The sequence below is a fragment of the Micromonospora sp. NPDC047074 genome, assembly GCF_040643815.1.
Taxonomy (GTDB): Bacteria; Actinomycetota; Actinomycetes; order Mycobacteriales; family Micromonosporaceae; genus Micromonospora.
The window spans coordinates 12,846-37,512 of the sequence record NZ_JBEYVB010000001.1; the positions used below are offsets into that span (position 1 = coordinate 12,846).

A 24,667-nucleotide genomic window follows, 5' to 3' on the forward strand; every position below is an offset into this window, starting at 1 on the left:
CTGATGATCACCGATGAAACGCTCGCCCGCATCAACCAAGGTGTGCAGTTGCATCATCAGCAAGGCCAACGCGAGGCTGCTCGCGACCTGTTTGCGCGGATCTGGGACGATATCGGCGGCGAGCAGGGCGATCCCCTGCACGTATGCGTCCTCGCGCACTCGATGGCCGACGTGCAGGACGACGTCCACCAGGAGCTGGTCTGGGACGAGCGGGCGCTGGCGGCGGCCGACCTGCTCACCGATGACCGGGTTGCGCAGGCTGGGGTGCCGATGTCCGTGGCCGGCCTCTATCCGTCGTTGCATCTCAACCTCGGTGAGTGCCACCGCAAGCTCGGCGACCTCGACCGGGCCCGCGAATGCCTCCAGCAGGCGCGGGCGGGGATCGGCGCGCTCGGTGATGACGACTACGCACAGCTGATCAAGGGCGGGCTGGATCGGCTGGCGCAGCAACTGACCTCTGAGCAGGCACGTACCGCGGAAGAGACCACCCGGTAGCCGGGGCGGCGGGGTCGGGTCCGGATCGGCAGCAGAGCCCGAACGTCTTCCGACACGCGCAACTCCGAAAAACCGGTGGGACCCGCCGCACCCGCGCGCGTAAGATGTCAGGCCGCTGACGGCCGGGGTGAGAGTGACCACCGCATCGGACGTCCCGCGCCGGGGCCGGCCATCCGCCCGCCGGACACGCGAGCGATCAGCAGATGACCCGATGGGATTCAGCGTGACGGCACTCGACCTCGACCTCGACGCCGACCTGGCCGCCGAACGCACGCACCTCGCCACCTCGCGGACGGCCCTGGCCCAGATGCGGGAACGCGCCGAGGCCCTCTTCTCCACCGGCGACCAGGTGGCCGGCGACGCGTACGCGGCCGAGACGCTGGGGCGCACCCTGGCCCGCCGCGTCGCCGAACTCGCCGACGACCCGACCACGCCGCTCTTCTTCGGCCGCCTCGACTTCGGCCCGGCAGCCGGCGGCGCACCCGGCGAGGCGCCCGTGGGCGGCCGGTCCGGCGGCTGGTCCGGTGCCGCCGACGACCCCTCGGGCGGGTGGCACCACGCGGAGCACGCCGGGCGGCGGTACCACGTCGGCCGACGGCACGTCACCGACGAACGGGGCGAGCCGCTGGTGCTGGACTGGCGGGCCCCGGTCTCCCGGTCGTTCTACCGGGCGAGCGCGAGCGACCCGCAGGGCGTGGCGGTGCGGCGCCGCTTCGGGTTCAGCAACGGGGCGCTGACCAGCTTCGAGGACGAGCGCCTCGACCAGGGCGAGGAACTCGGCACCGCCAGCCGGATCCTGACCGCCGAGATCGAGCGGCCGCGCGTCGGGCCGATGCGTGACATCGTCGCCACCATCCAGCCGGAGCAGGACGAGCTGGTCCGGGCCGACCTGAGCGCCTCGATCTGCGTGCAGGGCGCCCCGGGCACCGGCAAGACGGCGGTCGGCCTGCACCGGGCCGCGTACCTGCTCTACCTGCACCGGGAACGGCTGCGCCGGGCCGGTGTGCTGATCGTGGGGCCGAACCGGGCCTTCCTGTCGTACATCGCGGCCGTGCTGCCGGCACTCGGCGAGGTCGAGGTCGAGCAGGCCACGGTGGAGGACCTGGCCGGCCGGGTGCCGGTGCGGGCCGTCGACGACCCGGCCGGCGCGGCGGTCAAGCACGACGCCCGGATGGCCGAGGTGCTGCGCCGGGCGGTCGCGGCGCACATCGGCGAGCCGCCCGAGCCGATCATGGTTTCGGACGGCTCGTTCCGTTGGCGGATCGGGCTGGAGCCGCTGCACCGGCTGGTGGAGGAGACCCGCCGGGAGCAGCTCCCGTACGCCACCGGGCGGGAACGCGTCCGGGCCCGGGTGGTCGCGCTGCTGCAACGGCAGGCCGAGGCGCGGCGAGCCGAGTCGCCGAGCGACGCCTGGCTGCGCCGGATGGGCAGGGCCACGCCGGTCACCACCTTCCTCGACGCGGTCTGGCCGGCGCTCACCCCGGAAGGGCTGGTGCACGCCCTGCTCACCGACGCCGACCTGCTGGCCGCCGCTGCGGACGGGCTGCTGACCGCCGACGAGCAGGCACGGCTACGCGGGACGGCCGCCCCGGTCGGGACACCCGAGCCGGCGACGGGTGGCGCAGCCGACGTCCCGCGCCCGGCGCGCCGCCCGGCTGCGGCCGGAACAAAGCTCGGGCGGACGCCGAAGGCCACCAGATGGACGGCCGCCGACGCCGTACTCATCGACGAGGCGGCCGGGCTGATCGAACGGCCGGCCGGCTTCGGCCACGTCGTCGTGGACGAGGCGCAGGACCTCTCCCCGATGCAGTGCCGGGTGATCGCCCGGCGCAGCGAGCACGGGTCGGTCACCCTCCTCGGCGACCTGGCCCAGGGCACCGCCCCGTGGGCCGCCGCCGACTGGCGGGAGTCCCTGCGCCACCTGGGCAAGCCGGAGGCGGTCGTGGTGCCGCTGACGGTCGGCTTCCGGGTGCCCGCCGCCGTGGTCGCGTTCGCCAACCGGCTGCTGCCGGCGCTCGCCGTCGACGTGCCCCCGGCCGAGTCGCTCCGCCGCGACGGCGCGCTCGACGTGCGTACCGTCGACGACCTGACCGCCGCGACGGTGGCCGAGGTGCACGCGGCGCTGGCGTTCGACGGCTCGGTGGCGGTGATCGCCGAGGACGCCGCGGTCGACGACCTGCGGGCGGCGCTGGAGACCGCCGGTGTGCCGACCGGGACCGTCGACGACCCGGCCGCCGCGGCGCGCGTCACGGTGGTGCCCGCGACCCTGGTCAAGGGCCTGGAGTACGACCACGTCGTGGTCGTCGAGCCGGCGGCGATCGTGGCCGCCGAACCGCGCGGCCTGCACCGGCTCTACGTGGTGCTCACCCGGGCGGTCTCCCGCCTCACCGTGCTGCACGCACGACCGCTGCCCGCGCCGCTCGGCTGACCCACCGGCTCGGCTGGTGCCGCTGGCGGGGCGCGCCGGGGTCGACGGTTCAGTTGACGTTTCGCCCGAACCGCCCCGGGGCGCGGCGGGTCGGTGCCACGATTCCGGCAGGGCGTGCCGGCGTGGCCGCCCCCAGCCGAGAGGGGTCGACGTGAGCACCGTCCCGCCGGGTACGCCCTGCTGGGCCGACCTCGCCACCCCCGGTCTCGCCGACGCGCGGCGGTTCTATCCCGAACTGTTCGGCTGGACCGGGCGGATCGACCCGGAACCCGAGGCGGGCGGCTACACGGTCTTCCTGCTCGGCGGGCGGGCGGTGGCGGGCGCCGGACCGCCGGCCATCCCCGACCAGGTGCCGATCTGGTCGACGTACCTGGCGACCGACGACGCGGACCTGGTGGCCGGCCGGGTCGAGCGGGCCGGCGGGCAGGTGGTGGTGCCGCCGTTCGAGGTCTTCGACCGGGGACGGATGGCGGTCTTCGCCGACCCCGCCGGGGCCGCCTTCAGCGTCTGGCAGCCGATGGCGATGCCCGGCGCCGAGGTCTTCGACACCCCGGGCGCACTGACCTGGACCGAGCTGGTCACCCCGGACCCGGACGGCGCCAAGGTCTTCTACGAGCTGGTCTTCGGCTGGCACCCGGACGACCAGCGGACGGGGCCGGTCACGTACACGGGCTGGCGGCTCGGCACCCGGATCGTGGCCGGCATGCTGCCGCCGCTGGGTGACGGGTTCCCCGCGGACACGCCCGCGTACTGGTCGGTGTACTTCGGAGTGGCCGACGCCGACGCGGCCGCGGCCCGCGCCGCCGAACTCGGCGGCACCATCCTCGTCCCGCCCCAGGACGCCCCGGCGGGCCGCTACGCCGCCCTCCGCGACCCCCACGGCGCCCTCTTCAACATCCTCACCCGCCCCTGACCCTCATCCCCGCCCGCCCCTGACCCTCGTCCCCGCCCCGCCCCGCCCGCCCCCCGCGCCCGCCCGCCCCCTCGCCCCCTCGCCACGCGATCTTGCACATACTGCCCCGACGAATCGCACATAAGGGGCAGTTCGAGGGCCGAAAGTGCAAGATCGCGGGGGCGAAGACGCGGGGCAGGGGCAGGGCGGGGGGCAGGGCGGGGACGGGGTGGGTCAGCGGGGGCGGGTGGGGACCACCAGGGGGCCGTGGTCGCCGGGGATGACGCGGACGGAGGCGCGGTACCAGGTCGCGAGGAGTTGCTCGGTCAGCACCTCACTCGGGGTGCCGACCGCGACCACCCTGCCGTCGGCGAGCAGCACCATGCGGTCGGCGTACTCGCCGGCGATGGAGAGGTCGTGCATGGTGGCGAGCACGGTCAGGCCGTGCTCGCGGCGCAACCGGTCGACCAGTTCCAGCACCTCCTGCTGGTGGCCGATGTCCAGGGCGCTGGTCGGCTCGTCCAGCAGGAGCAGGGTCGCGCCCTGGGCCAGCGCCCGGGCCAGGAAGACGCGCTGCCGCTCGCCGCCGGAGAGGGTGGCCAGTTCCCGGGTGTGGAACGCGGCCAGGTCCAGCCCGTCGAGCACCTCGTACGCGGCGGCCAGGTCGGCGGCCGACTCCCGGCCCAGCGGCGGGATGTAGGGGGTGCGGCCCAGCAGCACGTAGTCGAGCACCGTCATGCCGGCCGGCACAGCCGGGGACTGCGCCACCGTGGCCACCACCCGGGCCCGGTCGCGACGACGCAGCGCCTCGCTCGGCGTACCGAAGAGGAAGACGGCGCCCGGCGCGGGCAGCAGGCCGCCGACGGCGCGCAGCAGGGTCGACTTCCCGGCGCCGTTCGGGCCGATCACGGTGACCCACTCGCCGGGCGCGACGGTCAGGTCGACGCCGGCCAGGATCGGCGTGCCGTCCAGGCGGACGTGCAGGTCGCGTACCTCGACGGCGGGCGCGCCGAGCCCGGCCTTCCGGACCCCACCGTCCCGTGCCGGCGGGACCGGCGCACGGCGCCCGCTCATTGCATGACCCGGCGGGAGGTACGCAGCACCAGCACGAAGAACGGGCCGCCGAGCAGCGCGGTGACCACGCCGATCGGGATCTCCGACGGGGCGGCGGCGGTGCGGGCGACCACGTCGGTCAGGGCCAGGAAGGCACCACCGAAGAGCAGCGACAGCGGCAGGATCACCCGGTAGCTCGACCCGGCGAGCAGCCGGATGGCGTGCGGCACGATGATGCCGACGAAGCCGATCAGGCCGGAGACGGAGACGGCGGCCGCGGTACCCAGCGACGCGGCGACGATCAGCAGGTAGCGCGAGCGCTGCGGGTGCAGGCCGAGACTCGCGGCCTCGTCGTCGCCCACGGAGAGCACGTCGAGCTCCCGCCGGTGCAGCAGCACCACCAGCGCGGTGAGCAGGAAGTACGGAAGCACCAGCCGGACGTCGTGCCAGCCGGCGGTGGCGAGCCGCCCGAGCAACCAGGAGTAGACCTGCTGGATGCTGTCCGAGTTGCGTTGCAGCAGATAGGTCTGCCCGGCCGAGAGGAACGCGGAGACGGCCACCCCGGCGAGGATCAATGTGGCCGGGGATCGGCCGCGCCCGCCGGAGGCGCCGAGCAGGTACGTCATCAGCACCGCCCCGATCGAGCCCACGAAGGCGGCCAGCGGGATGGTGAGCGGCAGCCCGGTCAGCGCCCCGCCGGCGCCGACCCCGAGGGTGAGCACGGCCGTGACCGCGAGCCCGGCCCCGGCCGCCACGCCGAGCAGGTACGGGTCGGCCAACGGGTTGCGGAACACCCCCTGGTAGCAGCCCCCGGCCAGGGCGAGCAGCCCGCCGACCAGCAGGCCGAGCACCACCCGGGGCAGCCGCAGCTCCGTGACGATGGCGATCTCGCGCTCGGTCAGGCCGCTGTCGACGCGTACCCCGGGGACGAGGTTGAGCAGCTCGGCCGCGACGCTGCCCGGCGGCAGGCTGACCGGGCCGAGCGACACCCCGGCGACCAGGGCGACCAGCACGGCGGCGACCCCGGCGACGAGCCAGCGCGGGCGCAGCCCGGCGGGCCGGTACGCGGGAGGCGTCCCGGCCCGTCGGGTGGTGCGTGCGCTGACGGGCGCCTTGGTCATGGGCGGTCGTTGCTCACGCGGGCACCTTGGCGACCGCGTCGACGACGGCCCGGAGCAGGTCCACCACGCGGGGGCCCCAGCGCGACGCGACGTCGTCGTCGAGCGCGACGATCTGGTTGTTCTTGACCGCGGTGACGCCCGCCCAGCCGGCGCGCGCCTTGACCGTCTCCGCGCTCTGCTGGCAGCACTTGGTGTCGGCGAGGAAGACGAAGTCCGGGTCCGCCTTGACGATGACCTCCTGGGAGAGCTGCGGGTAGCCGCCGCTCTTGCCGTCGGCGTCGGCCGGGTCGGCGATGTTCTCCAGGCCGACCAGCGCGTAGAGCGAGCCGATGAAGGTCTTGCTGGTGGCGGTGTAGAACTCCGGACCCAGCTCGTGGTAGTAGGTCAGCTTCTCGGCGCGCTGCGGCAGGTCGGCGACCAGCTTGGCGATGTCGTCCTTCATCCGCCTGGTCACGTCGGCGGCCTCGTCCGCGTGACCGGTGAGCGCGCCCAGCTCGGTGATCTGCCGGTACGAGTCGTCGAGCGTCTTCGCCGCCGGGGTGAGGTAGACCGGGATCTTCAGCGTGGTCAACTGCTCGACGATCTTGTTGCGGTCGTCCGAGAGCACCACCAGGTCGGGGCTCTTGCCGGCGATCGCCTCGGCGTTCGGGGTGAAGCCCGAGAGGTCGGTCTTCGGCGCGTCCGCCGGGTGGTTCGACTGGTCGTCGACGGCGGTGACCTGCTTGCCGGCGCCGATGGCGAAGAGCATCTCGGTGGCCGACGGGGAGAGTGACACGATCTTCTCGGGCCGCTTCTCCAGCGTCAGCGCGCCCACGGTGACCGGGTAGGTCGCGCCCGCCGAGCTGGCGCCGGCGGCGGGGGTCTCGTCGGCGGTCTTCTCGGCGCACGCGCCGAGGGCGAGCGCGGCCACCGCGAGGGTCGCCGCGAAGAGCCGGGGGGTACGTCTGAGCATCGGTCCTCCTGTCGGTCGAGGAGCGTGGTGCTTCGCCGACAGGGAGCAGAGCGCCCGTCCGCGAGGCGCCCTTCCTCGAGAGCGCGTGTCGCGACCACGGACGCAGGCGACCTGGCTCGTCCCCGCCGCGCCCGACGCTCGGCCGGGGTGGTGGGGCATCACAGTTGCGGGACAGCGCCGGTTTCGCACCGGCTTCGCTGCGCGTGGTCGGTAGAACGGTAGCGCACGCCCCGGACGTGCCAGATCGATCCGGGACGCATCGGCGCTCGTTGATCATCAACGGCGGCGATATGCCCTGGATCGACGACTGTTGGGGAGGTGGTGGGGCCCCGCCGGGGCGGAGCGGGGCCCCACCCGGGTCAGGAACTGGTGATGGTGACGTTGTCCACAGCCGCCTCGACCAGGCTCGCGCCCGAGGCGTCCGCCGCCTCCACCAGGATCCGCACCGACTGGCCGGCGTACGGGGTGAGGTTGGCGTTGGCCACCGCCCAGGCGCCGTTGCGGTTGCTGGCCGCGCCGGCCTGGGTGAACAGGGCCGTGGTGCCGCCGTCGTGCACCACGCTCACCCGGAGGTAGTCGGCCGACGAGGCGTTCGAGCCGTGGGCCAGGTACCAGGCGAGGGAGAGCGTCAGCGTGCCGCTCGCCGGCAGGGTCACGGCCGGCGACCGGGCGCTGGTCACGCCGCCGTCGAGGTCGTAGTCACCCGCCGCCGTGCCGGCCAGCCGGCCGGTGACCAGGTCGTTGGCGCCGGCGTACGGGGCGAGCTGCTTCGCGCCGCTGGAGTTGGTCGCCTGGGCGGCGCCCCGCTCCCACGCCCCGGAGGTCGCGGTGTCGGTGCCGCTGGGGTTGATGGTCCAGCCGGTGGCCGTCTCGAAGGTGTCCGACCAGACCGTGGTGCCGCCGCCACCGCCGCAGTACTGGTCCTGCTTGCCGATGACCCGGTACGGGCAGTCGGCGTACTCGCTGATCAGCAGGACCGCCTCCCGGTTGCGCGAGGTCTGGGCGGGGATCACCTCGTCGGGCGGGTAGAAGCCGCCGCCGCCGGCCGAGCCCGGGTACATCTCGAAGGTGTATGCCCAGATGCCGTGCTGGCCCCACATCCAGTCGATGCTGTCCCCGTCGGTGATGTAGAGGTCGCTGGACTGCTGCGGGGTGTAACCGTTGGTGTTCGCCATCTGCTGGCCCAGGGTGGCGAAGGTGTTGTACTGGTCCGTCGTCATCCCGGGGGCGGTGTTGTTGTACGTGTAGCCGAACGGCCAGAGCACCAGCTCCGAGTAGGTGTGGAAGTCGATGTTGGCCTTGATCTGCTGCGTGCCGCCGACGACCCGGCTGTTCACGAAGTTCCGCAGCGCCGCGGTCTCCGGTGCGGAGAACGCCGACGGGCCCCGGTAGGTGTCCGACGAGGTCGTGCCGGACGAGCCGCCGCAGCAACCCCACTGGTAGGACCAGTTGCGGTTCAGGTCGGTGCCGACGGCCGTCGAGCCGCTGTTCGGCTGCCGGTTCTTGCGCCAGGAGCGGTACGAGCCGGTGGCGATGTCGTACTCGCTGCCGTCCGGGTTGACCGTGGGCACGATCCAGATCTCCCGGCTGTTCACGATGCTGCTGATCCGGGAGTCCGTGCCGTAGCTGTCGGTGAACAGGTTGAGCAGGTAGACCGCCATCTCGACGGTCAGGTGCTCGCGGGCGTGCTGCTGCGAGTTGAACAGGATCTCCGGCTCGTTCTCGTCGGTGGCGACGTTGTCGGAGATCTTCACCGCCATCAGGTCCCGGCCCTCGTACGAGGAACCGATGCTGATCTTCCGGGCGATCGAGGGATGGTCGGCGACCACCTTGTTCACGACGGCGGTCAGCTCCGCGTAGTCGTGGTAGTTGGAGTCGGCGGGCGGGAAGGCCGCCGTGCCGACGTCCCCCTCGGCATGGTCGTGGCCGTGGGCCGACGGGGCGGCAGCCGCCTCCAGCCGGAACCCGAGCCGGGTGATCGCCGCCGCCTCGGCCGGGGTGGCCGAGACGTTCAGCACCCCGTGCTCGACGAAGTCGATGGCGGCGCCGGTGCCGGCCACGGCGGTGCGGTCGGCGACCGTACGTGGGCCGAGCACGCGGTAGGACGTGGCGGCGGAGTCGGCGGCGTGTTCCGGGGCCGGCCGGGCGGTGGCCGGCGCGGCGGCGACCGCGAGCAGGCCGAACCCGGCGGCGACGGCGATCGCCAGGCGACGACGGAGGGCAGTGTTGCGGAAGGCCATGGACAACCTCCTCGGGGGCGGGCAAAGATCCCGCGCGGTGGGGAAACTCCACCACCACTCACATGGTCATATCAACATCCATCGCTGCCTGTTTGCATCTCAGCCGGATCCTCACATCGGCAAGGATTTTCCATCTCTCGACCTCTGGCGAAAGTTCCTTCCGAGCGGGACACTGACCCGCAACGATCGTCCGTCCCTGCGGAGGACTTATGCCCAGACCACGCCTGCGCACGGCCGCGTTCGCGGCCGCCACCGCGCTCACCCTTCTCGGCACCGCGACCCCCGCCGTCGCCGCGCCCGTCGAGGCCCCGGCGACCACCCGGCCGGTGGTCCACGACGAACAGATCACCTTCCAGGAGTGGTCCCGCTACCCCGACTGGCGGAGCGGCACCCACACCGGCACGCGCGCCGTGCCCGGGCTCCGGCCGGGCGTCACCCTGGCCCAGCCGCTCGGCACCACCGACTACGCGGACCCGCACACCGGCGTCACCAAGAGCTGGGAGTACGCGACCTGGACCTCCCCGGTCACCCAGGTCGGGTTCGACGCGACCGAGCTGATCGCCTCGTGGAACGCGAAGACCCCGGCCGGCACCTGGATCCAGGTGGAGATGCAGGGCACGTACAACACCGGCGTCCAGACCAAGTGGTACGTGATGGGCCGGTGGGCCTCCGGCGACGCCGACATCAAGCGCACCAGCGTCAACCGGCAGGGCGACCCCTGGTCGACCATCTGGACCGACACCTTCAGCATCGACGACGCCTCCGTCGGCGTGCTGCTGCGGGCGTACCAGCTGCGGTTGACCCTCTACCGGGCGCCGGGCCAGCAGGCCGCGCCGGTGGTCCACACCCTGGGTGCGATGAGCTCGAACGTCCCCGACCGGTTCACCGTCGAGCCGAGCGCGGGCGGCATCGCCTGGGGCAAGGAACTCTCCGTCCCCCGCTACTCGCAGAACGTCCACGCCGGCCACTACCCCGAGTACGACGGCGGCGGCCAGGCCTGGTGCTCCCCCACGTCCACCACGATGGTGATCGAGTACTGGGGCCGGAAGGCGTCCGAGGAGGACACCTCCTGGGTCGACCCGACCTACCCGGACCCGACGGTCAACCACGCCGCCCGGATGGTCTACGACTACCAGTACGACGGCGCCGGCAACTGGCCCTTCAACACCGCGTACGCCGCCAGCTTCCCGGGCCTGGAGGCACGGGTCACCCGGCTGCACTCGCTGGACGAGGTGGAGCGCTTCATCGCCGCCGGGATCCCGGTCGTGACCAGCCAGTCGTTCCTGGCCAGCGAGCTGGACGACGCGAACTACGGCACCTCCGGGCACCTGTTCGTCATCGTCGGCTTCACCGCCGAGGGCGACGTGATCGTCAACGACCCGGCCTCGTCGAGCAACGACGTGGTGCGCAACGTCTACAAGCGTGAGCAGTTCGAGCAGATCTGGCTGCGGACCAAGCGGATCAACGCCAGCGGCGGGGTGTCCGGCGGCTCCGGCGGCGTCGTCTACCTGATCAAGCCCACGTTGAAGCCGTGGCCGAAGGTGGCCGGCTCCACCAACTGGTGACCTGACACCGACCCGATCGACCGAGGGGTCCGCGTCGCCCGGCTCAGCCCGGCGACCGGGCCCCTCGGCCGTTCCCGGTAACGACGATCATGTGCTCGCCAGGTGTCTACGGGTTCGCCGACTCGCCACGTTAATAGGGCGTGACATTCGAGGAGTACGCGTTCGCCCGCACTTCGGCGCTGGTGCGGCTCGCCCGGTTGCTGACCGGTGACGAGCATCGGGCCGAGGACCTGGTCCAGGACGTCCTCGCCAGGGCGTACGCCCGCTGGGCGCGCATCTCCCGGACGGAACGCCCCGATGCGTACGTCCGCCGGATGCTCGTCAATGCCCACCACTCGTGGTGGCGCCGGCGTAGCAGCCAGGAGATCTCCGTCGCCGTGGTGAACGATCGGCCGGACGCCACGGACGAGGCCGCCGGTGTCGCGGAACGCGACGCGCTCTGGCGGCTCGTCTGCGATCTGCCGATACGTCAACGCACCGTGATCGTGCTCCGCTACTACGAGGATCTTGACGACGCCATGATCGCCGAGATCCTGGACTGTTCGACCGGCACAGTTCGTACCCACGCGAAGCGGGCCCTGTCGGCACTCCGCAAGCGGCAGGAAGCATCCGCATCCGCATCTGCCCGTACAGGAGGAGAGTTCTGATGTCCAGCGACCTCGATCAGCAGCTCGCCACGACGCTCCAGCTCCACGCGGGCGGCGATGTCGACCCCACGCCGATCGTGGAACACGCCCGGCGTCGCGGCCACCGCCTCCGACTGCGCCGCCGGTGGCTGGCCACCGGGGGAACGGCAGCAGCGTGCCTCGTCCTGGCCACGGCGGTCATGGCGGTTCCGTTCGATCGGCCACCCGATGGCGCGACCATGCAGGCCACGGCACTCGTGCTGCCGGACGCGCCGGGCCAGCCCGGCGCCATCGCCCGGCCCGAGGTGGTGGGGGCCGACCCCGGCGTGGTGCACTTCACGACCGACAGCCTGGTCAGCGATGCCACGTCCGCGACCTGGAGCGCCGGCCGTGGCGTCGAGAGCGTCGAGTTCCAGGGCCCGACCGGGCAGGCCCGGTTCGCGTTGGCGCGCAGCGTCGCGACGCTCGACGGGCTGCAGCAGACCATATCGTCGGCGGGGCGACCCCAGCCGCCGGCCGACGTACGCATCGGAGGCCGCCCGGGAATCGCTTGGTTCGATCCGTCCGGCGACACGAAACTGTGGTTCGTCCGTTGGCAACCCGTCGACGGGCTCTGGGCTCAGCTCGACATCTACGCGACCGGCCGCGACGAGGCGACAGACGCCGCTAGTCGGGTCCGGTTCGACGGTGCCCACCGCTGCGTGGTGCCGTTCCGCCTGCGGTCGCTGCCGCCGGGTGGGCGGCTGCTCGGCTGCTCGGTCACGCTGCTCCGGTCGGCGCATGGCTCCTTCAGAGAGGCCTCGCTGGTGGTAGGTGACGAATCCGGTCGCTGGCTGACGGCTCGGGCGCAACCCGTGCCGGGCCGCGATTCGGAGGCCGCCGACCTCGTCGCAGGGCCCTACCGGGCACGCCGGCAGGGCAGCGACGTGCTGGAGATGTTCGTCGAGCCATGCGTCGTCGAGGCGTTCCTCAAGGGTTGGGGGAACGGCTACACCGAGTCGGAAGGCCTGACGGTTCTGAGCGGATACCAGCCGGCCCGCGACCTCGACCGCCCCGACACCTGGTGACAACATCCGACGCCGAGGGAGGCCGTTGGAGCGTCCAACCGTTCGCCCGTCTGCGAGGCGCATGCGGAGTCGGACGGGGCACCGGCAGGGTCGTCGGGGAACTAAACTCGGTGCCCCATCGAGGGAGGCGGATGTGGCGGACTGCTCGAAGTGTGGCCGGTCAAAGAACTACGCGGGCGAGTGCATGTACTGCTGGGGGCGGGAGGCGGGAGACGACATAAATGCCGGGAGAACCATGCGCCTGCCGAACTCCGATTCGCGGCGCGACATACACACCGGGCAGACCTACCACAACCCGAAGAACTCCTCCGGCTGCCTCGTGCTCGCCGTGCTCACACTGTCGTTGTCCGGGCTGATTCCCGGCGTACTGCTGATGTGGCGGCTGGCAAGCTGACCGAGGCGACGCCCGGGCACCCGCCAACAGCAACTGCGCCCGCGGATTCGGGGTGCCGCTGAGATCACCTCACTCGACCCGGACGAGCGCGAGGTCGTCCGGGTCGGGAGTGAAGATGTCCTCGATCACCACGCCGAACACCGCCGCCAAGCGCATCGCTACCTTCAGAGTCGGCTCGTACCTGCCGTTCTCCAGTGAAACCACGGTCTGGCGCGACACGTTGATCCGCTCCGCCAACTCAGCCTGGCTCCACCGGCGTTCCGCGCGCAGCACCGGCAGCCGGTTGCTGATCACTCCCGCTCACCGCCGAAGTGTCCCCACGAGAACGCGATCATCCACACCAGACCGGCCGCCGCAGCCGGAACCGCGGCGGTCATCCGCGGCAGCCCGGCAAAAGCCTCCAGAATCGAGTACGCGAACCCGGCCACCACGATCACCAGCACCGCCACCATCGAAGCTCGCGCCGCGTCCTGACGCTCCACGCCCTCGGTGTCCCCGCGCAGCAACGCCTTCACGGTCGTCCCCACGAGCAGTACCAGCCCGGCGATCGCCACGACGGCCAGCGACCATCCTGCCCAGCGCGGCAACGCGTCGAGCGCGTACAGGACGCCGGCCAGCACTGCACCGGCGAAGAACACCACCGTCCCGGCTGTCACCGCGACCCAATCACGCACACCTAGCGCCTTCATGGGCACGAAAGTACAGCTCGCTTGTCATTATGACAAGCAAGCTTGTCGCGTGATCGTCGACAGTTCAGCAACAGCCGTCCCGGCGTGTCGAATTGCTCAGCCGTCACCGTTCCAGTGAACGGGCGCCACCCTGTTGCTCGTCGCCGCCGGGCTCGTCCTCGCCGGCGAGGGCGGAGCGGAGGCGCTCCTTCTCGTCGCGCCGGCGCTCGGCGGCGGCAGCCATCTCCTCGGCCATCTCGTCCCGCAAGCCCTTGAGCAGGAAGAACGAGAGGGCGGCCGAGAACGCCAGCGCCAGCATCAGCTTGAGGAAGATGTTCATCTCGACCAGCCACAGGGCCGCCAGCACGCCGACGAACAGCCCGATCCGGCCCAGCGTGTACTTGAGCGCCGCGCTCACGTTCCGCACTCCGTTCTCCACCGCCGGGGCCCGGCGGAAGGTTCAGCCCGTCCGGCGGGCGAGCCAGTGGACGCCGTGGAACCAGACCACCGCGTACGCCAGGGTGAAGGTCGCCGCCCCCAGACCGCCGGAGACCAGCGGCGGGAGACCGGCGGCGAGGCCGGCCACCACCAGCCCGGCGACGACCCCCACCGCGGCGGCGGCCAGCGCCGCCACCACCCGGGCCGCGCCGAACTCCCAGGCGCGGAAGTCGTCCCAGAACAGCCAGGCCGGCAGGATGATCGCCAGCCAGCCGTTGGCGCCGCCGAAGTCGCCGGCGCCGATCAGCTCGAACGCCCAGTCGAACAGCGCCACCGCCAGCACGCCGATGACGAGGCCAGCCAGACTCACCCCGAGCAGGTCGCCCAGGGTGAGGATGCGCCCGTCGGCGTCGCGCCGGGGGAACCCGCTCCGCTGCTCGGTCATGGCCTAGGAGATTACGTGCCGGCTCAGGCCCAGACCTGCTGCGGCTCGGCGCGGCGCTCGGCCAGGGACGGGGCGGCGTCGTATTCGCGGACCACCTCGTAGCGGGTGTTCCGCTCGACGGGGCGGAAGCCCGCGTCCCAGATCAGGTGCAGCAGGTCGTCCCGGTGCATCGTGTTCGGGGTGCCGTACGAGTCGGCGTCGTGGGTGATCTTGTATTCGACGACCGAGCCGTCCAGGTCGTCCACGCCGAAGTTGAGCGAGAGCTGGGCGACCGACAGGCCGTGCATCACCCAGAAGCACTTCACGTGCGGGACGTTGTCGAAGAGCAGCCGGGAGACCGCGAACGTCTTCAGCGACTCGGCCGGCGAGGCCATCGTCGTACGCGCCTGGATCCGGTTACGGATCTTGCCGTCCGCCGAGTCGACGAAGTCGTGCTGGTAGCGCAGCGGGATGAAGACCATGAAGCCGCCGGTCTCGTCCTGCAACTCGCGCAACCGCAGCACGTGGTCGACCCGGTGCCGGGGCTCCTCGATGTGCCCGTAGAGCATGGTCGACGGCGTCTTCATGCCCTTGCTGTGCGCCAGGGCGTGGATCCGCGACCAGTCCTCCCAGTGGCAGGCGTGGTCGACGATGTGCTGGCGGACCTCCCAGTCGAAGATCTCCGCCCCGCCGCCGGTCAGCGACTCCAGGCCGGCGGCCATCAGCTCGTCGAGGATCTCGTCGGCGCTCAGGCCGCTGATCTTCTCGAACCACTGCACCTCGGTCGCGGTGAACGCCTTGAGCTTGACGTTGGGCAGCGCCGCCTTCAGCTCGCTGAGCACCTTCGGGTAGTAGCGCCAGGGCAGCGTCGGGTGCAGGCCGTTGACGATGTGCAGCTCGGTGAGCTGCTCGTCCTCCATCTCCTTGGCCTTGCGGACCGCCTCGTCGATGCGCATCGTGTAAGCGTCCTTCTCGCCCGGCTTGCGCTGGAACGAGCAGTACGCGCACGAGGCGGAACAGACGTTGGTCAGGTTGAGGTGCCGGTTGACGTTGAACATCACCCGGTCGCCGTTGAGTTCCGTGCGCCGGTGGTGCGCCAGCCGACCCAGCCACGCGAGGTCGTCACTGTCGTAGAGGGCGATGCCGTCCTCGCGGGTCAGCCGCTCGCCGGCGTACACCTTCGCTTCGAGCTCACGCTTGAGTCCGGCGTCCATCGAAAGCCACGTCCCTTCCACCTGCGGTAGGAATCGAGCCTACGTCGGCCCGTCGACGGCACCGCAGCATGGTCGGCCCCCGTGGGCCGACTCACCCAACTCTCAGCCTCCCGTTACCTGCGACGCATCGACATGGCTGCGTCCGTGCGGTAAGACAGGATGGGACGTTCGCCGCACGCTGGTAGCGTCCTCACGGCCGCGCCCACCCAGCGCGCGGCGTCACACTCCGGACGGGGAGCGGAATGGTCGACAGCGGGCACGGGCGACGGCAGCGACGACGGAGCCCGGTGATCTCGCCCGTGCTGCGGCCGGCGCTCTGGTCCGCACTGCTCGGAGCCATCGTCGCCACGGTCCTCGCCAGCCCGGTCCAGGCCGATCCGGCGCTGCCCACCACCGTGCCCGACACCGGTGCCCGACCGACCGTCAGCGGCCAGATCCAGCTTCCCGGCGGCGCTCCGCTTCCCGGGCTGCCCGGCGGCGGCGTCACCACCCCGCCGCCCGGCAACCTGATCGACGGCCCGCTCGCCGCCCAGATCTACGCCGCCGAGGCCCTGGTCGGGCAGCTCCGCGACGAGTTGCTCCTGCGCCTGCAGCAGCGCACCGAGGCCGAGACCCAGCGGGCCACCGCCGAGCGCGACCTCGGGCTCGCCCGGGAGGCGCTGGCCCGCGCCCAGGAGGGCGCCGACGCCGCCGCCGCGGGAGCGTTCAAGGCCGCCGCCGCCCTGCCGCCCGGCGAGTTCGCCAACGACCTGCACGAGCTGAGCCGGCTGTCCCGGATCATCCGGGGCGAGAAGGCCGAGGGCGGCACCACCGCCGCCGAGGGCGAGCTGTCCCGGGCCCGCACCGGGGAGCAGGCGGCCGGCCAGGCGATGGTGTCGGCCGAGTCCCGACTCAAGATCGCCCAGACGGACTACGCCGCCGGCGAGAAGGCCCTGCGCGACGCCGAGGCCAAGCTCACCAAGATCAACCGCGACAACGCCGCGCAGAAGATCGAGCTGGAGCGCCAGCAGGAGGCCCTCGAACAGCGCCTCGGCGCCGACTACCTCGGCAACGAGACCGCCAACGGCCTGGCCGCCCACCCCACGGCCCTGAAGGCCCTGGCGTACGCCAAGGCGCAGCTCGGCGACCCCTACCTGTGGGCCGCCGAAGGGCCGGACCGGTTCGACTGCTCCGGCCTCATCTACGCCGCCTACCGGTACGCGGGTTACTACGGGCTGCCCCGGGTCTCCCGGGACCAGTACTACGCCACCCGGTCCCGCACCGTGTCCCGCACCGCGCTGCTCCCCGGCGACCTGCTCTTCTTCGCCTCCGGCAGCAGCTGGAAGACGATCCACCACATGGGGATGTACGTCGGCGGCGGCAAGATGATCCACGCGCCGACCACCGGCGACGTCGTCAAGATCTCCACCGTGCGCTGGTCCCGGCTCTACGCGGCCACCCGCGTGATCGGGGCGGTGCCCGCGCCGACCAGCACCCCCTCGCCCACCCCGACGCCGACCAAGCCGCCGTCGCCCACGCCGACGAACAGCCCGACGCCGACCCCGAAGCCCACGTCACCATCGCCGACGCCGAAGCCCACGTCGCCGTCGCCGTCGCCGAAGCCCACGTCGCCATCGCCGACGACCTCGCCGACGCCGACGCCGACGCCGTCCGAGTCGCCCGACGGGTCGGCGTCACCCTCGCCGACGCCGACGCCGGAGGATTCGTCCCCGGCGGCGAGCCGCTCCGCCTCGTCCCCGAGCACCACCCCCGGCAGTGTGGCGCCGACCACGGCGACGGGCAGCGCCTCGGCGAGCACCGGCAGCTGACCGGGCAGCCGTCGGCGCCGGCACCGGTCGAACCGACGCCCCGGTACGCGCTCCGGCTGTGCCGCCGGGCCGGAATATGGCACGGTGACAGTCAGGCACGCCCGGTCCGATGTCGCGGATCCGGGCGCGAGCGTGCGCGGAGGGCGAGCATGGCCGAGCAAGAGGTTCCGGCGAAGCCGGTCGACCACGGGTCCACGCCCGACCGGAGTCCCGCCGCGACGCCGCATCCCGCGGCCACCGTCGGCGCACCCGACGCCGGGACCCCGTCGGGCACCGCCTCCGCCGGCCCGTCGGGGTCGTCGCCCGAGCCACCCGCCGACGACGTACGCCGACAGCCCACTCCCGCGCCGGCCCGGGGCCGGGTGTCCGTCACCACCGCCGCCTCGCCCGACAAGGACGATGCCGTGGCACCGGCCACCCCGAGCGCCAGCACCACCTACCGGGCGGCCGGAGCGGCGTCCCCGGCCGTCGCGCAGGTCCCCGGGCAACGCGGTACGGCCGCACGAGCCAGTGCCGCCGTACCGGGGATGACGCGGGTCTCGGCCGACGAGGCCGGGGCCATCCGCTCCCGGACGGGCGAGGCCAGGATCTACCGGGCGGCGCCGGTCAACCCGGAGCCGCCGGAGCCCGCCCAGCCGCCGGAGCCGGCGCAGCCGCCGACGCCGCCGGTCCCGGAGCCCGAGCCGGCCCCCGCACCGCCGGTCCCGGAGCCCGGGCCCGCCCCCGCACCGCCGGTCCCGGAGCCCGGGCCCGCCCCCGCACCGCCGGTCCCCGGCCCCAACCCGCCGTCACCGACGCCGCCGGTGCCGACCCCGACGCCGCCGGTACCGGGCCCGTACCCGCCCGGGCCTGTGCCGCCCGGCCCCGGACCCAGGCCACCGGCACCGGTGCCGCCCGTGCCGGGACCGCCCGTGCCCCCGCCCGGGCCGCCGGTGCCCGCCCCTCCGCCCCCGCCCGGGCCCGCGCCGGCACCGCCGTTCCCGCCGCCGCCCCTCACGGGCACCGCACCGGTCCCCCCGCCCTCCCCGAGCACGCCGACGTTCTTCGGGCCACCGGCAACCGCAGGGCCAACGTCCGCGCCGCCGGCCAGTGCGCCGCAGGTCCCGGTGCCACCGACCAGCGCGCCACGCGTACCGGTGCCGCCGGCCAGCGCGTCGTTGCCCTCCGTTTCGCCGGCAGCCGCACCGCCGGTGGCCGCGACAGCGGTGGTGCCCGCGCCCGCGCTGCCGGGTTGGCCGCCGTCGACCGAACCGGGTGACCGCCGGCCCGGTGCCGCCGAGCCGGCGGCGCTCCGAGAGTCGCACCGGTCGACCGACCATCCGGGCGGGGCAGCCGCAGGCGGGCCGGCCGCGCGCCCCGGGCAGGCCGGGGCCGCCACCTCGGGCCGCTACGACGGCGGGCCCGATCTGGGCACGATCTACGGCGCCGGCACCGAAGGGCCGGGCTTCAGCACGGTCTCGTTCCCGACCAACGCGGTGGAGAACTCCGGCTCGCTGACCGGGCACATCCTGGCCCAGGGCTGGACGGACACCCCCACGGAGGAACGGTCCAGCACCACCAAGGTGGTGCTCGTGCTGGCCGCCTCGCTGGGCCTGCTGGTCGCGATCAGCGTGCTGGTCGTCCTGCTGGCCAACGACACGGTGGGCGGGCTCGTGGGCGGCCTCCTGAACAAGTGAGTCGCGGGGCGGCGACGACGATGGTGAGCCCGCCCACTACCCGTCCGTTGTCCGGTGGCGGGTTCGCCCGGCAGCCGTACACTGGTACAGATCACTGACCCGGCGCGCGCCGTGCGCGCCCATGGGCGATCTTGCGGGCGATTCGGCGGCGTTCAGCTGCGGCAGGCCATCGCGAAGATGCGCCCCGCTCGAAAGGCATTTCTTGACCACCTCTGCTGAACTCAGCACGCTTTCGCTTTCACCCGCCCTCGACACCGCCGACACGCCCACCTCCGAGCGGGACGTCACCCGGCAGGGCCCGACCACCCCGGTGACTGCCGGCGCCACCGACTTCGCCGCGCTGGGGCTGCCCCAGCCGCTGGTCCAGGCGCTCGCCCGGCAGGGCATCACCACTCCGTTCGAGATCCAGCGCGCCACCATGCCGGACGCGCTCGCCGGCCGGGACGTCCTCGGCCGGGGCCAGACCGGCTCCGGCAAGACCCTGGCCTTCGGCCTGCCCCTGCTGGCACTCGTGGCCGACCGCAACCGGGCCCGGCCGCTGCACCCCCGGGCCCTGGTGCTGGTGCCCACCCGGGAACTCGCGATGCAGGTCAACGACGCGTTGATGCCGCTCGGCAAGGCCGTCGGCGTGTTCCTGAAGACCGCCGTCGGCGGCGTGCCGTACGACCGGCAGATCGACGCCCTGCGGCGCGGTGTGGAGATCATCGTGGCCACCCCGGGTCGGCTGGGCGACCTGATCGCCCGGGGCGTCTGCCGCCTCGACGACGTCGAGATCACCGTCCTCGACGAGGCCGACCAGATGGCCGACATGGGCTTCCTGCCCGAGGTCACCGAACTGCTGGCGAAGACGCCCGCCGACTCCCAGCGGCTGCTCTTCTCGGCCACTCTGGACAACGACGTCGACGCGCTGGTCAAGCGGTTCATGACCGACCCGGTCACGCACTCCACCGCTCCGTCCACCGCGTCCGTGTCCACCATGGACCACCACATGCTGCTGATCCCGCCGCACGACAAGTTCCCGGTGGCCGCGTCCATCGCGGCCCGGGAGGGGCGGACGATGGTCTTCGCCCGTACGCAGCTCGGCGTCGACCGGCTGGTCGAGCAGCTCGCCGCCGTCGGGGTACGGGCCGGTGGGCTGCACGGCGGCAAGACCCAGCGGATGCGTACCCGCACGCTGGCCGAGTTCCGTGAGGGCCGGATGAACGTCCTGGTCGCCACGGATGTGGCGGCCCGGGGCATCCATGTGGACGGTGTCTCGCTGGTGCTGCACGTCGACCCGCCGAAGGACCCGAAGGACTACCTGCACCGTGCGGGGCGTACGGCCCGGGCCGGCGAGTCGGGTGCGGTGGCCACGCTGGTGCTGCCGAAGCAGCGGCGGACCACTCTCGCCATGCTGGAGAAGGCCGGGGTGGCACCGGCCGAGACCCGGGTGCGCGCCGGAGACCCGGCGCTCGCCGAGTTGACCGGCGCCCGCGAGCCGAGCGGTGTCCCGGTCCGCAACGAGCCCGAGGAGCCGCGCCGGAACGGCGATCGACCGGGCGGCCCGCGCCGCTACGGCGACCGGCCGCAGGGCGAGCGGCGCTACGGCGACCGGCCGCAGGGCGAGCGCCGCTACGGTGACCGGCCGCAGGGCGAGCGGCGCTACGGCGACCGCCCCGCCGAGGGCCGGGGCTACGCGGACCGGAGCTTCGCGGACCGTGGCGACCGGCGCTTCGGCGACCGGCCGCGCGGCGAGCACGGGTTCGGCGACCGGCCGCGCGGCGAGCGGACCTTCGGTGACCGGGACGGGCGCGGCGAGGGCCGCTACGGGGACCGGCCGCAGGGCGAGCGCCGCTACGGCGACCGGCCGGCCGAGGGGCGCGGCTACGGGGAGCGGTCCGGCGGCGGACGGGCCTACGGGGACCGTCCCCAGGGGGAGCGGCGCTACGGTGACCGGCCGGCCGAGAGCCGGGGCTACGGCGAGCGCGGCGAGCGGCGCTTCGGCGACCGGGGCGCCTTCCGGCCCGAGAGCCGGGGGCGTGACGACCGGCCGCGCGACGAGCGCCGGGGCTTCGGTGGGCGGCCGCCGGCTCGTACCCACTGATCATCAGCGTCATCCCGGAACGCCGTCGTGGGGCCCGCGCCCCGCGGCGGCGTTTCCGCATCCGCTGCCGGTGTCGGTGTGGTGGCGTAACGTCCGGCTCATGCCGACCATGCCGAAGTCGCTCTTCTGGACCCGGACGGACACCGCCGGCACGGAGCACGCGCTGTTCGACGACAGCCAGGGGCTGACGGCGCGGGGCACGCTCACGGCCGTCGACCCGATCCCCTACACCTGCCGCTACCACCTCACCACCGACCCGGAGTGGGCCAGCAGCCGGCTCGACGTGGAGGCGGAGGGCGCCGGGTGGCTGCGGAGCGTACGCCTGGAGCGGGCCGTCGACCGGTGGCGGGTGACGACCGCCGAGCAGGGTGACCTGGACGCGGCGCTGCGGGCCGCCGGCCACCCGTCCGCCGGGCTGCCCGGCACCGACGACCCCGACCGGCTGGCCGAGGCGCGGGACGTGGACCTCGGCGGCGCGGCGCTCTTCAACGCCCTGCCGGTGCACCGGCTCGGGTTGACCCGCGCGACGGCCGGCAGCCCGCACCGGATCGACGTCGCCTGGGTGCTGGTGCCCAGCCTGACGGTGGTGCCCGCCGAGCAGGTCTACACCCCGCTCGGCCCCGACCGGGTGCGGTTCACCAGCGACACCTTCACTGCCGAGATCGACCTCGACGGCGAGGGTTACGTCACGCGCTACCCCGGGCTGGCCGAACGCGTCGACCCGCGCTGACCGGCTGCGGGTCGCTGACCGGCCGGCCCTGCCGGCTCAGGCGGGCCAGGCCCCGGAGGCGAGGAAACGCTCGACCGTCGCCAGGTGCGGGGCCAGGTCGAGCCCCTGCGCGGCCACCCAGTCGTCGGCGTAGTAGGTGTCGGCGTAGCGGTCGCCGGAGTCGCAGATCAGGGTGACCACCGAGCCGGTGCGGCCCTCGGCGAGCAGCTCCGCGATCAACCCGAAGGCGCCCCACAGGTTGGTGCCGGTCGAGCCGCCCACCTGGCGGCCGAGCACGGCCGAGCCGGCGCGCATGGCGGCCAGCGAGGCGGCGTCGGGCACCTGGACCATCCGGTCCACGACCGACGGCAGGAAGGACGCCTCCACGGTCGGCCGGCCGATCCCCTCGATGCGGGAGCCGCGCCCGGTGCGCACCGACCAGTCGGCCGCCTGCCAGGCGGGATAGAACGCGGAGTTCTCCGGGTCGACCACGCACAGCTTGGTGGGCAGCCGGCGGTAGCGGGCGTACCGGCCGATGGTGGCGCTGGTGCCGCCGGTGCCGGCGCCCACCACGACCCAGGCCGGCACCGGGTGCCGTTCCAGGGCGAGCTGCGCGTAGATCGACTCGGCGATGTTGTTGTTGCCCCGCCAGTCGGTGGCCCGCTCCGCGTAGGTGAACTGGTCCATGAAGCGCCCGCCGGAGTCCTCTGCCAGCCAGCGGGCCTCGACGACCACCTTGGCCGGGTCGTCGACGAGGTGGCAGCGCCCGCCCTGGAACTCGATCTGGGCGATCTTCTCGGGCGAGGTGGAGGCCGGCATGACCGCGATGAACGGCAGCTCCAGCATCCGCGCGAAGTATGCCTCGGAGACCGCCGTCGACCCCGAGGACGCCTCCACGATCGTGGTGTCCGGGCCGATCCAGCCGTTGCACAGCCCGTAGAGGAAGAGCGAGCGGGCCAGGCGGTGCTTGAGCGAGCCGGTCGGGTGCACCGACTCGTCCTTGAGGTAGAGGTCGATCCCCCACGCCCGGGGCAGCGGGAACGGCAGCAGGTGGGTGTCGGCGGAGCGGTTGGCGTCCGCCTCGACGGTGGCGATCGCCTCGGTCACCCAGCGCCGGCTGGCCTCGTCGCACCGGTCGAGATGAGTCACCTTCGCAACCTAGCAAGCCGGTTCAGTCTCCAGCGGCCCCGGCCCGGCGGTGCTGGCGGCGCTGACCGGCCCGGCCGGTCGCGAGGATCAGCGGGGCCAGCCGCACCGCGGCGCCGGGCAGCGCGTCGAGGAGCCGGACCTGCGCGCCGCGCCAGCGCGGGACGCTGACCACCGGGCGGGGCCGCCGGGCCAACCGCGCCGCCCGCCGGGCCACCCGCTCGGGGCTCAGCAGCGTCCCGGTGAAGGACACCGCGGCGCCCGGGTCGTCGAGCCTGTCGTGCAGCATCGGCGTCCAGATCCCGTCCGGGCACAGGCACGACACGTGTACGCCCCGGTGCCCGGCCAGCCGGAGGTCGGCGAGGGTGCCGATGCTGAAGGCGATCAGCGCGTGCTTGCTGGCCGCGTAGACGGTCTCGCCGGGCGCGGCCACCAGGCCGGCCAGCGACACGACGTTGACCACGTGCCCGTGCCCCTGGGCCCGCATGACGGCGAGAGCGGCGAGGGTGCCGTTCATGGCGCCGAGGGTGTTGACCTCGACCACCCGGCGACGGGTCGCGGCGTCGTGCTCCCACGAGGGGCCGGTGACCAGGATCCCGGCGTTGTTGACCCAGAGGCCGAGCCCGCCCCGGCCGGCCGCCTCGGCGGCGACGGCGGCGCAGGCGGCCTCGTCGCGTACGTCCAGGGGCCGGGACCAGCCGCCGAGCGGCGCGGCGGCGCGGGCCGCGTCCCCGGCGTCGAGGTCGGTGAGCAGCACCGGCCAGCCGTCGGCGTGCAGCGCGGCGGCGATGGCCTGGCCGAGGCCGCCGGCGGCACCGGTCACCACCGCGGTTCCGGGCGCTGGCTTCGTCATCGGCGCACGCTATCGCCGCCCGGCTGCCGGGCGCCAGAGCTGGCCGGCTCAGGTGCTGGCCGGGCTGGCCGGGTGCCGGCGGCGGCCGGCTCAGGTGGTGGGCGGCACCGGGGGCTGGGGGCGGTTCTCCCACTTCGTGGAGAGGGCGATGCCCGTCCGGGTGGAGGCGACGCCCGGGGTGCGGTTGAGCCGGACGATCAGTCGTTCCAGCTCCGCGATGGTGCCGACCCGGGCCTTGAGCAGGAACGACTCGACGCCGGCCATGAAGTAGCAGGATTCGATCTCGGGCATCTGCCGGAACGCCTCCAGCACGTCGTCGGTGTCGCCGCCGGAGTCCTCGACGATCCCGATGAGCGCGGTGACGGCGAGGCCGATCGCCTCGGGCTCCACCTCCGCCCGGTACGCCCGGATCACGCCGCCGGATTCCAGCTTGCCGACCCGTTCGTGCACGGCCGGCGCGGAGAGGCCGACCTGCCGGGCCAGCTCGGCGTAGGACAGGCGGGCGTTGCCGCGCAGCAGCTCCACGAGGCTCAGGTCGATGGCGTCCACGGACTGTAGACCCTAGCGGTCGGGGCGTAACGTCGGACACTCGGCACGCGTTGAACATGACACGGTGTAGTTGTTCGCAGACTCACAGTCAGGGGCTCCCTCCACAGGTAATATTTCCTAACTTCCCACTCAGTGCGTTTTTCGCGTTTGGCGGACAGGCCAGGTCGCTGGTGCTGTAATTGCCATACGTCCCTCATGACGGCTCTGGGCTCGCACCGGCCGGGGGCAGTGTGTTCAGCCGAGGGCTTCGTCGACGCGAGGAGGGG

The 24,667-nt window shown here is 73.2% G+C and carries 23 protein-coding genes and 1 riboswitch; of the genes, 11 read left to right on the forward strand and 12 right to left on the reverse strand.

From position 1 onward, the window contains the following. Positions 1 to 3: 3 nt before the first annotated feature. The 3 genes from ABZ809_RS00065 (at position 4) to ABZ809_RS00075 (ending at position 3,836) form a co-directional block, all read left to right on the forward strand. Complete coding sequence (locus ABZ809_RS00065) at positions 4 to 495, forward strand: tetratricopeptide repeat protein (RefSeq protein WP_357560102.1); 492 nt, start codon at positions 4 to 6, stop codon at positions 493 to 495. A 223-nt stretch (positions 496 to 718) separates the two neighbouring features. Continuing rightward, positions 719 to 2,923: an AAA family ATPase gene (locus ABZ809_RS00070; protein ID WP_357560103.1), complete on the forward strand. Its 2,205-nt coding sequence runs from the start codon at positions 719 to 721 to the stop codon at positions 2,921 to 2,923. A gap of 151 nt (positions 2,924 to 3,074) precedes the next feature. Then, the gene (locus ABZ809_RS00075) at positions 3,075 to 3,836 is read left to right on the forward strand and encodes a VOC family protein (RefSeq protein WP_357560104.1); all 762 of its coding nucleotides are present in this window, start codon (positions 3,075 to 3,077) and stop codon (positions 3,834 to 3,836) included. 213 nt (positions 3,837 to 4,049) lie between these two features. On the opposite strand, the gene ABZ809_RS00080 is transcribed toward ABZ809_RS00075, so the two are convergent. The 4 genes from ABZ809_RS00080 to ABZ809_RS00095 all read right to left on the reverse strand — a co-directional run bounded on the left by ABZ809_RS00080 (position 4,050) and on the right by ABZ809_RS00095 (position 9,181). After that, positions 4,050 to 4,889: an ABC transporter ATP-binding protein gene (locus tag ABZ809_RS00080; protein ID WP_357560105.1), complete on the reverse strand. Its 840-nt coding sequence runs from the start codon at positions 4,887 to 4,889 to the stop codon at positions 4,050 to 4,052. Next, positions 4,886 to 5,989, reverse strand: coding sequence for an iron ABC transporter permease (locus tag ABZ809_RS00085; RefSeq protein WP_357560106.1), 1,104 nt, complete (start codon positions 5,987 to 5,989; stop codon positions 4,886 to 4,888). Before ABZ809_RS00085 ends, ABZ809_RS00080 begins: the two co-directional genes overlap by 4 nt. 13 nt (positions 5,990 to 6,002) lie before the next feature. Beyond that, positions 6,003 to 6,941, reverse strand: coding sequence for an ABC transporter substrate-binding protein (locus tag ABZ809_RS00090; RefSeq protein ID WP_357560107.1), 939 nt, complete (start codon positions 6,939 to 6,941; stop codon positions 6,003 to 6,005). Between the two features lie 110 nt (positions 6,942 to 7,051). Further along, positions 7,052 to 7,134: riboswitch (cobalamin riboswitch) on the reverse strand. Between the two features lie 166 nt (positions 7,135 to 7,300). Next, positions 7,301 to 9,181, reverse strand: coding sequence for a M14 family zinc carboxypeptidase (locus ABZ809_RS00095; RefSeq protein WP_357560108.1), 1,881 nt, complete (start codon positions 9,179 to 9,181; stop codon positions 7,301 to 7,303). Positions 9,182 to 9,390: 209 nt separating this feature from the next. On the opposite strand from ABZ809_RS00095, the gene ABZ809_RS00100 reads away from it, so the two are divergent. From ABZ809_RS00100 to ABZ809_RS00115, 4 genes are all read left to right on the forward strand, one after another. Beyond that, positions 9,391 to 10,746, forward strand: coding sequence for a C39 family peptidase (locus ABZ809_RS00100; RefSeq protein ID WP_357560109.1), 1,356 nt, complete (start codon positions 9,391 to 9,393; stop codon positions 10,744 to 10,746). Between the two features lie 140 nt (positions 10,747 to 10,886). Further along, positions 10,887 to 11,393, forward strand: a complete 507-nt coding sequence (locus tag ABZ809_RS00105) for a SigE family RNA polymerase sigma factor (RefSeq protein ID WP_357560110.1) — start codon at positions 10,887 to 10,889, stop codon at positions 11,391 to 11,393. Further along, positions 11,393 to 12,439 (forward strand): hypothetical protein, encoded by a 1,047-nt coding sequence (locus tag ABZ809_RS00110; protein ID WP_357560111.1) that lies wholly within the window; start codon positions 11,393 to 11,395, stop codon positions 12,437 to 12,439. Before ABZ809_RS00105 ends, ABZ809_RS00110 begins: the two co-directional genes overlap by 1 nt. A gap of 235 nt (positions 12,440 to 12,674) precedes the next feature. Further along, positions 12,675 to 12,833, forward strand: a complete 159-nt coding sequence (locus ABZ809_RS00115; RefSeq protein WP_357560112.1) for a hypothetical protein — start codon at positions 12,675 to 12,677, stop codon at positions 12,831 to 12,833. 69 nt (positions 12,834 to 12,902) lie between these two features. On the opposite strand, the gene ABZ809_RS00120 is transcribed toward ABZ809_RS00115, so the two are convergent. From ABZ809_RS00120 to mqnE, 5 genes are all read right to left on the reverse strand, one after another. Beyond that, positions 12,903 to 13,127, reverse strand: a complete 225-nt coding sequence (locus ABZ809_RS00120) for a helix-turn-helix transcriptional regulator (protein WP_357560113.1) — start codon at positions 13,125 to 13,127, stop codon at positions 12,903 to 12,905. Beyond that, a complete protein-coding gene (locus ABZ809_RS00125; protein ID WP_357560114.1) occupies positions 13,124 to 13,507 on the reverse strand; it encodes a hypothetical protein in 384 nt (127 codons plus the stop codon). Before ABZ809_RS00125 ends, ABZ809_RS00120 begins: the two co-directional genes overlap by 4 nt. 118 nt (positions 13,508 to 13,625) lie before the next feature. Further along, positions 13,626 to 13,919, reverse strand: a complete 294-nt coding sequence (locus tag ABZ809_RS00130) for a DUF4229 domain-containing protein (RefSeq protein WP_357560789.1) — start codon at positions 13,917 to 13,919, stop codon at positions 13,626 to 13,628. A gap of 42 nt (positions 13,920 to 13,961) precedes the next feature. Further along, on the reverse strand, positions 13,962 to 14,384 hold the full coding sequence (locus ABZ809_RS00135) for a hypothetical protein (protein WP_357560115.1): 423 nt from the start codon (positions 14,382 to 14,384) through the stop codon (positions 13,962 to 13,964). 23 nt (positions 14,385 to 14,407) lie between these two features. Beyond that, positions 14,408 to 15,577: an aminofutalosine synthase MqnE gene (gene mqnE / locus ABZ809_RS00140; protein ID WP_357560116.1), complete on the reverse strand. Its 1,170-nt coding sequence runs from the start codon at positions 15,575 to 15,577 to the stop codon at positions 14,408 to 14,410. A 242-nt stretch (positions 15,578 to 15,819) separates the two neighbouring features. Here mqnE and ABZ809_RS00145 point away from each other — a divergent pair, with 242 nt between their 5' ends. The 4 genes from ABZ809_RS00145 to ABZ809_RS00160 all read left to right on the forward strand — a co-directional run bounded on the left by ABZ809_RS00145 (position 15,820) and on the right by ABZ809_RS00160 (position 21,874). Continuing rightward, complete coding sequence (locus ABZ809_RS00145; RefSeq protein ID WP_357560117.1) at positions 15,820 to 17,385, forward strand: NlpC/P60 family protein; 1,566 nt, start codon at positions 15,820 to 15,822, stop codon at positions 17,383 to 17,385. Positions 17,386 to 18,575: 1,190 nt separating this feature from the next. Continuing rightward, positions 18,576 to 19,061, forward strand: a complete 486-nt coding sequence (locus ABZ809_RS00150) for a hypothetical protein (RefSeq protein ID WP_357560118.1) — start codon at positions 18,576 to 18,578, stop codon at positions 19,059 to 19,061. A gap of 202 nt (positions 19,062 to 19,263) precedes the next feature. Further along, entirely contained in the window at positions 19,264 to 21,144 is a 1,881-nt protein-coding gene (locus ABZ809_RS00155) for a DEAD/DEAH box helicase (protein ID WP_357560119.1), read from the forward strand. A 100-nt stretch (positions 21,145 to 21,244) separates the two neighbouring features. Continuing rightward, complete coding sequence (locus ABZ809_RS00160) at positions 21,245 to 21,874, forward strand: putative glycolipid-binding domain-containing protein (RefSeq protein WP_357560120.1); 630 nt, start codon at positions 21,245 to 21,247, stop codon at positions 21,872 to 21,874. A 36-nt stretch (positions 21,875 to 21,910) separates the two neighbouring features. Here ABZ809_RS00160 and ABZ809_RS00165 read toward each other — a convergent pair whose 3' ends face one another. The 3 genes from ABZ809_RS00165 to ABZ809_RS00175 all read right to left on the reverse strand — a co-directional run bounded on the left by ABZ809_RS00165 (position 21,911) and on the right by ABZ809_RS00175 (position 24,401). Next, positions 21,911 to 23,002: a PLP-dependent cysteine synthase family protein gene (locus ABZ809_RS00165; protein ID WP_357560121.1), complete on the reverse strand. Its 1,092-nt coding sequence runs from the start codon at positions 23,000 to 23,002 to the stop codon at positions 21,911 to 21,913. A gap of 22 nt (positions 23,003 to 23,024) precedes the next feature. Then, positions 23,025 to 23,852, reverse strand: coding sequence for an SDR family oxidoreductase (locus ABZ809_RS00170; protein ID WP_357560122.1), 828 nt, complete (start codon positions 23,850 to 23,852; stop codon positions 23,025 to 23,027). Between the two features lie 90 nt (positions 23,853 to 23,942). After that, positions 23,943 to 24,401, reverse strand: a complete 459-nt coding sequence (locus ABZ809_RS00175; RefSeq protein ID WP_357560123.1) for an Lrp/AsnC family transcriptional regulator — start codon at positions 24,399 to 24,401, stop codon at positions 23,943 to 23,945. Positions 24,402 to 24,667: the final 266 nt, after the last annotated feature.

What these genes read in the sequence shown, in the direction of transcription:
- mqnE (WP_357560116.1), bottom strand. Translation starts at nt 15,577, where the DNA reads ATGGACGCCGGACTCAAGCGTGAGCTCGAAGCGAAGGTGTACGCCGGC.
- ABZ809_RS00080 (WP_357560105.1), bottom strand. Translation starts at nt 4,889, where the DNA reads ATGAGCGGGCGCCGTGCGCCGGTCCCGCCGGCACGGGACGGTGGGGTC.
- ABZ809_RS00160 (WP_357560120.1), top strand. Translation starts at nt 21,245, where the DNA reads ATGCCGACCATGCCGAAGTCGCTCTTCTGGACCCGGACGGACACCGCC.
- ABZ809_RS00135 (WP_357560115.1), bottom strand. Translation starts at nt 14,384, where the DNA reads ATGACCGAGCAGCGGAGCGGGTTCCCCCGGCGCGACGCCGACGGGCGC.
- ABZ809_RS00110 (WP_357560111.1), top strand. Translation starts at nt 11,393, where the DNA reads ATGTCCAGCGACCTCGATCAGCAGCTCGCCACGACGCTCCAGCTCCAC.
- ABZ809_RS00095 (WP_357560108.1), bottom strand. Translation starts at nt 9,181, where the DNA reads ATGGCCTTCCGCAACACTGCCCTCCGTCGTCGCCTGGCGATCGCCGTC.
- ABZ809_RS00085 (WP_357560106.1), bottom strand. Translation starts at nt 5,989, where the DNA reads ATGACCAAGGCGCCCGTCAGCGCACGCACCACCCGACGGGCCGGGACG.
- ABZ809_RS00100 (WP_357560109.1), top strand. Translation starts at nt 9,391, where the DNA reads ATGCCCAGACCACGCCTGCGCACGGCCGCGTTCGCGGCCGCCACCGCG.
- ABZ809_RS00145 (WP_357560117.1), top strand. Translation starts at nt 15,820, where the DNA reads ATGGTCGACAGCGGGCACGGGCGACGGCAGCGACGACGGAGCCCGGTG.
- ABZ809_RS00065 (WP_357560102.1), top strand. Translation starts at nt 4, where the DNA reads ATGATCACCGATGAAACGCTCGCCCGCATCAACCAAGGTGTGCAGTTG.
- ABZ809_RS00115 (WP_357560112.1), top strand. Translation starts at nt 12,675, where the DNA reads ATGCGCCTGCCGAACTCCGATTCGCGGCGCGACATACACACCGGGCAG.
- ABZ809_RS00170 (WP_357560122.1), bottom strand. Translation starts at nt 23,852, where the DNA reads ATGACGAAGCCAGCGCCCGGAACCGCGGTGGTGACCGGTGCCGCCGGC.
- ABZ809_RS00090 (WP_357560107.1), bottom strand. Translation starts at nt 6,941, where the DNA reads ATGCTCAGACGTACCCCCCGGCTCTTCGCGGCGACCCTCGCGGTGGCC.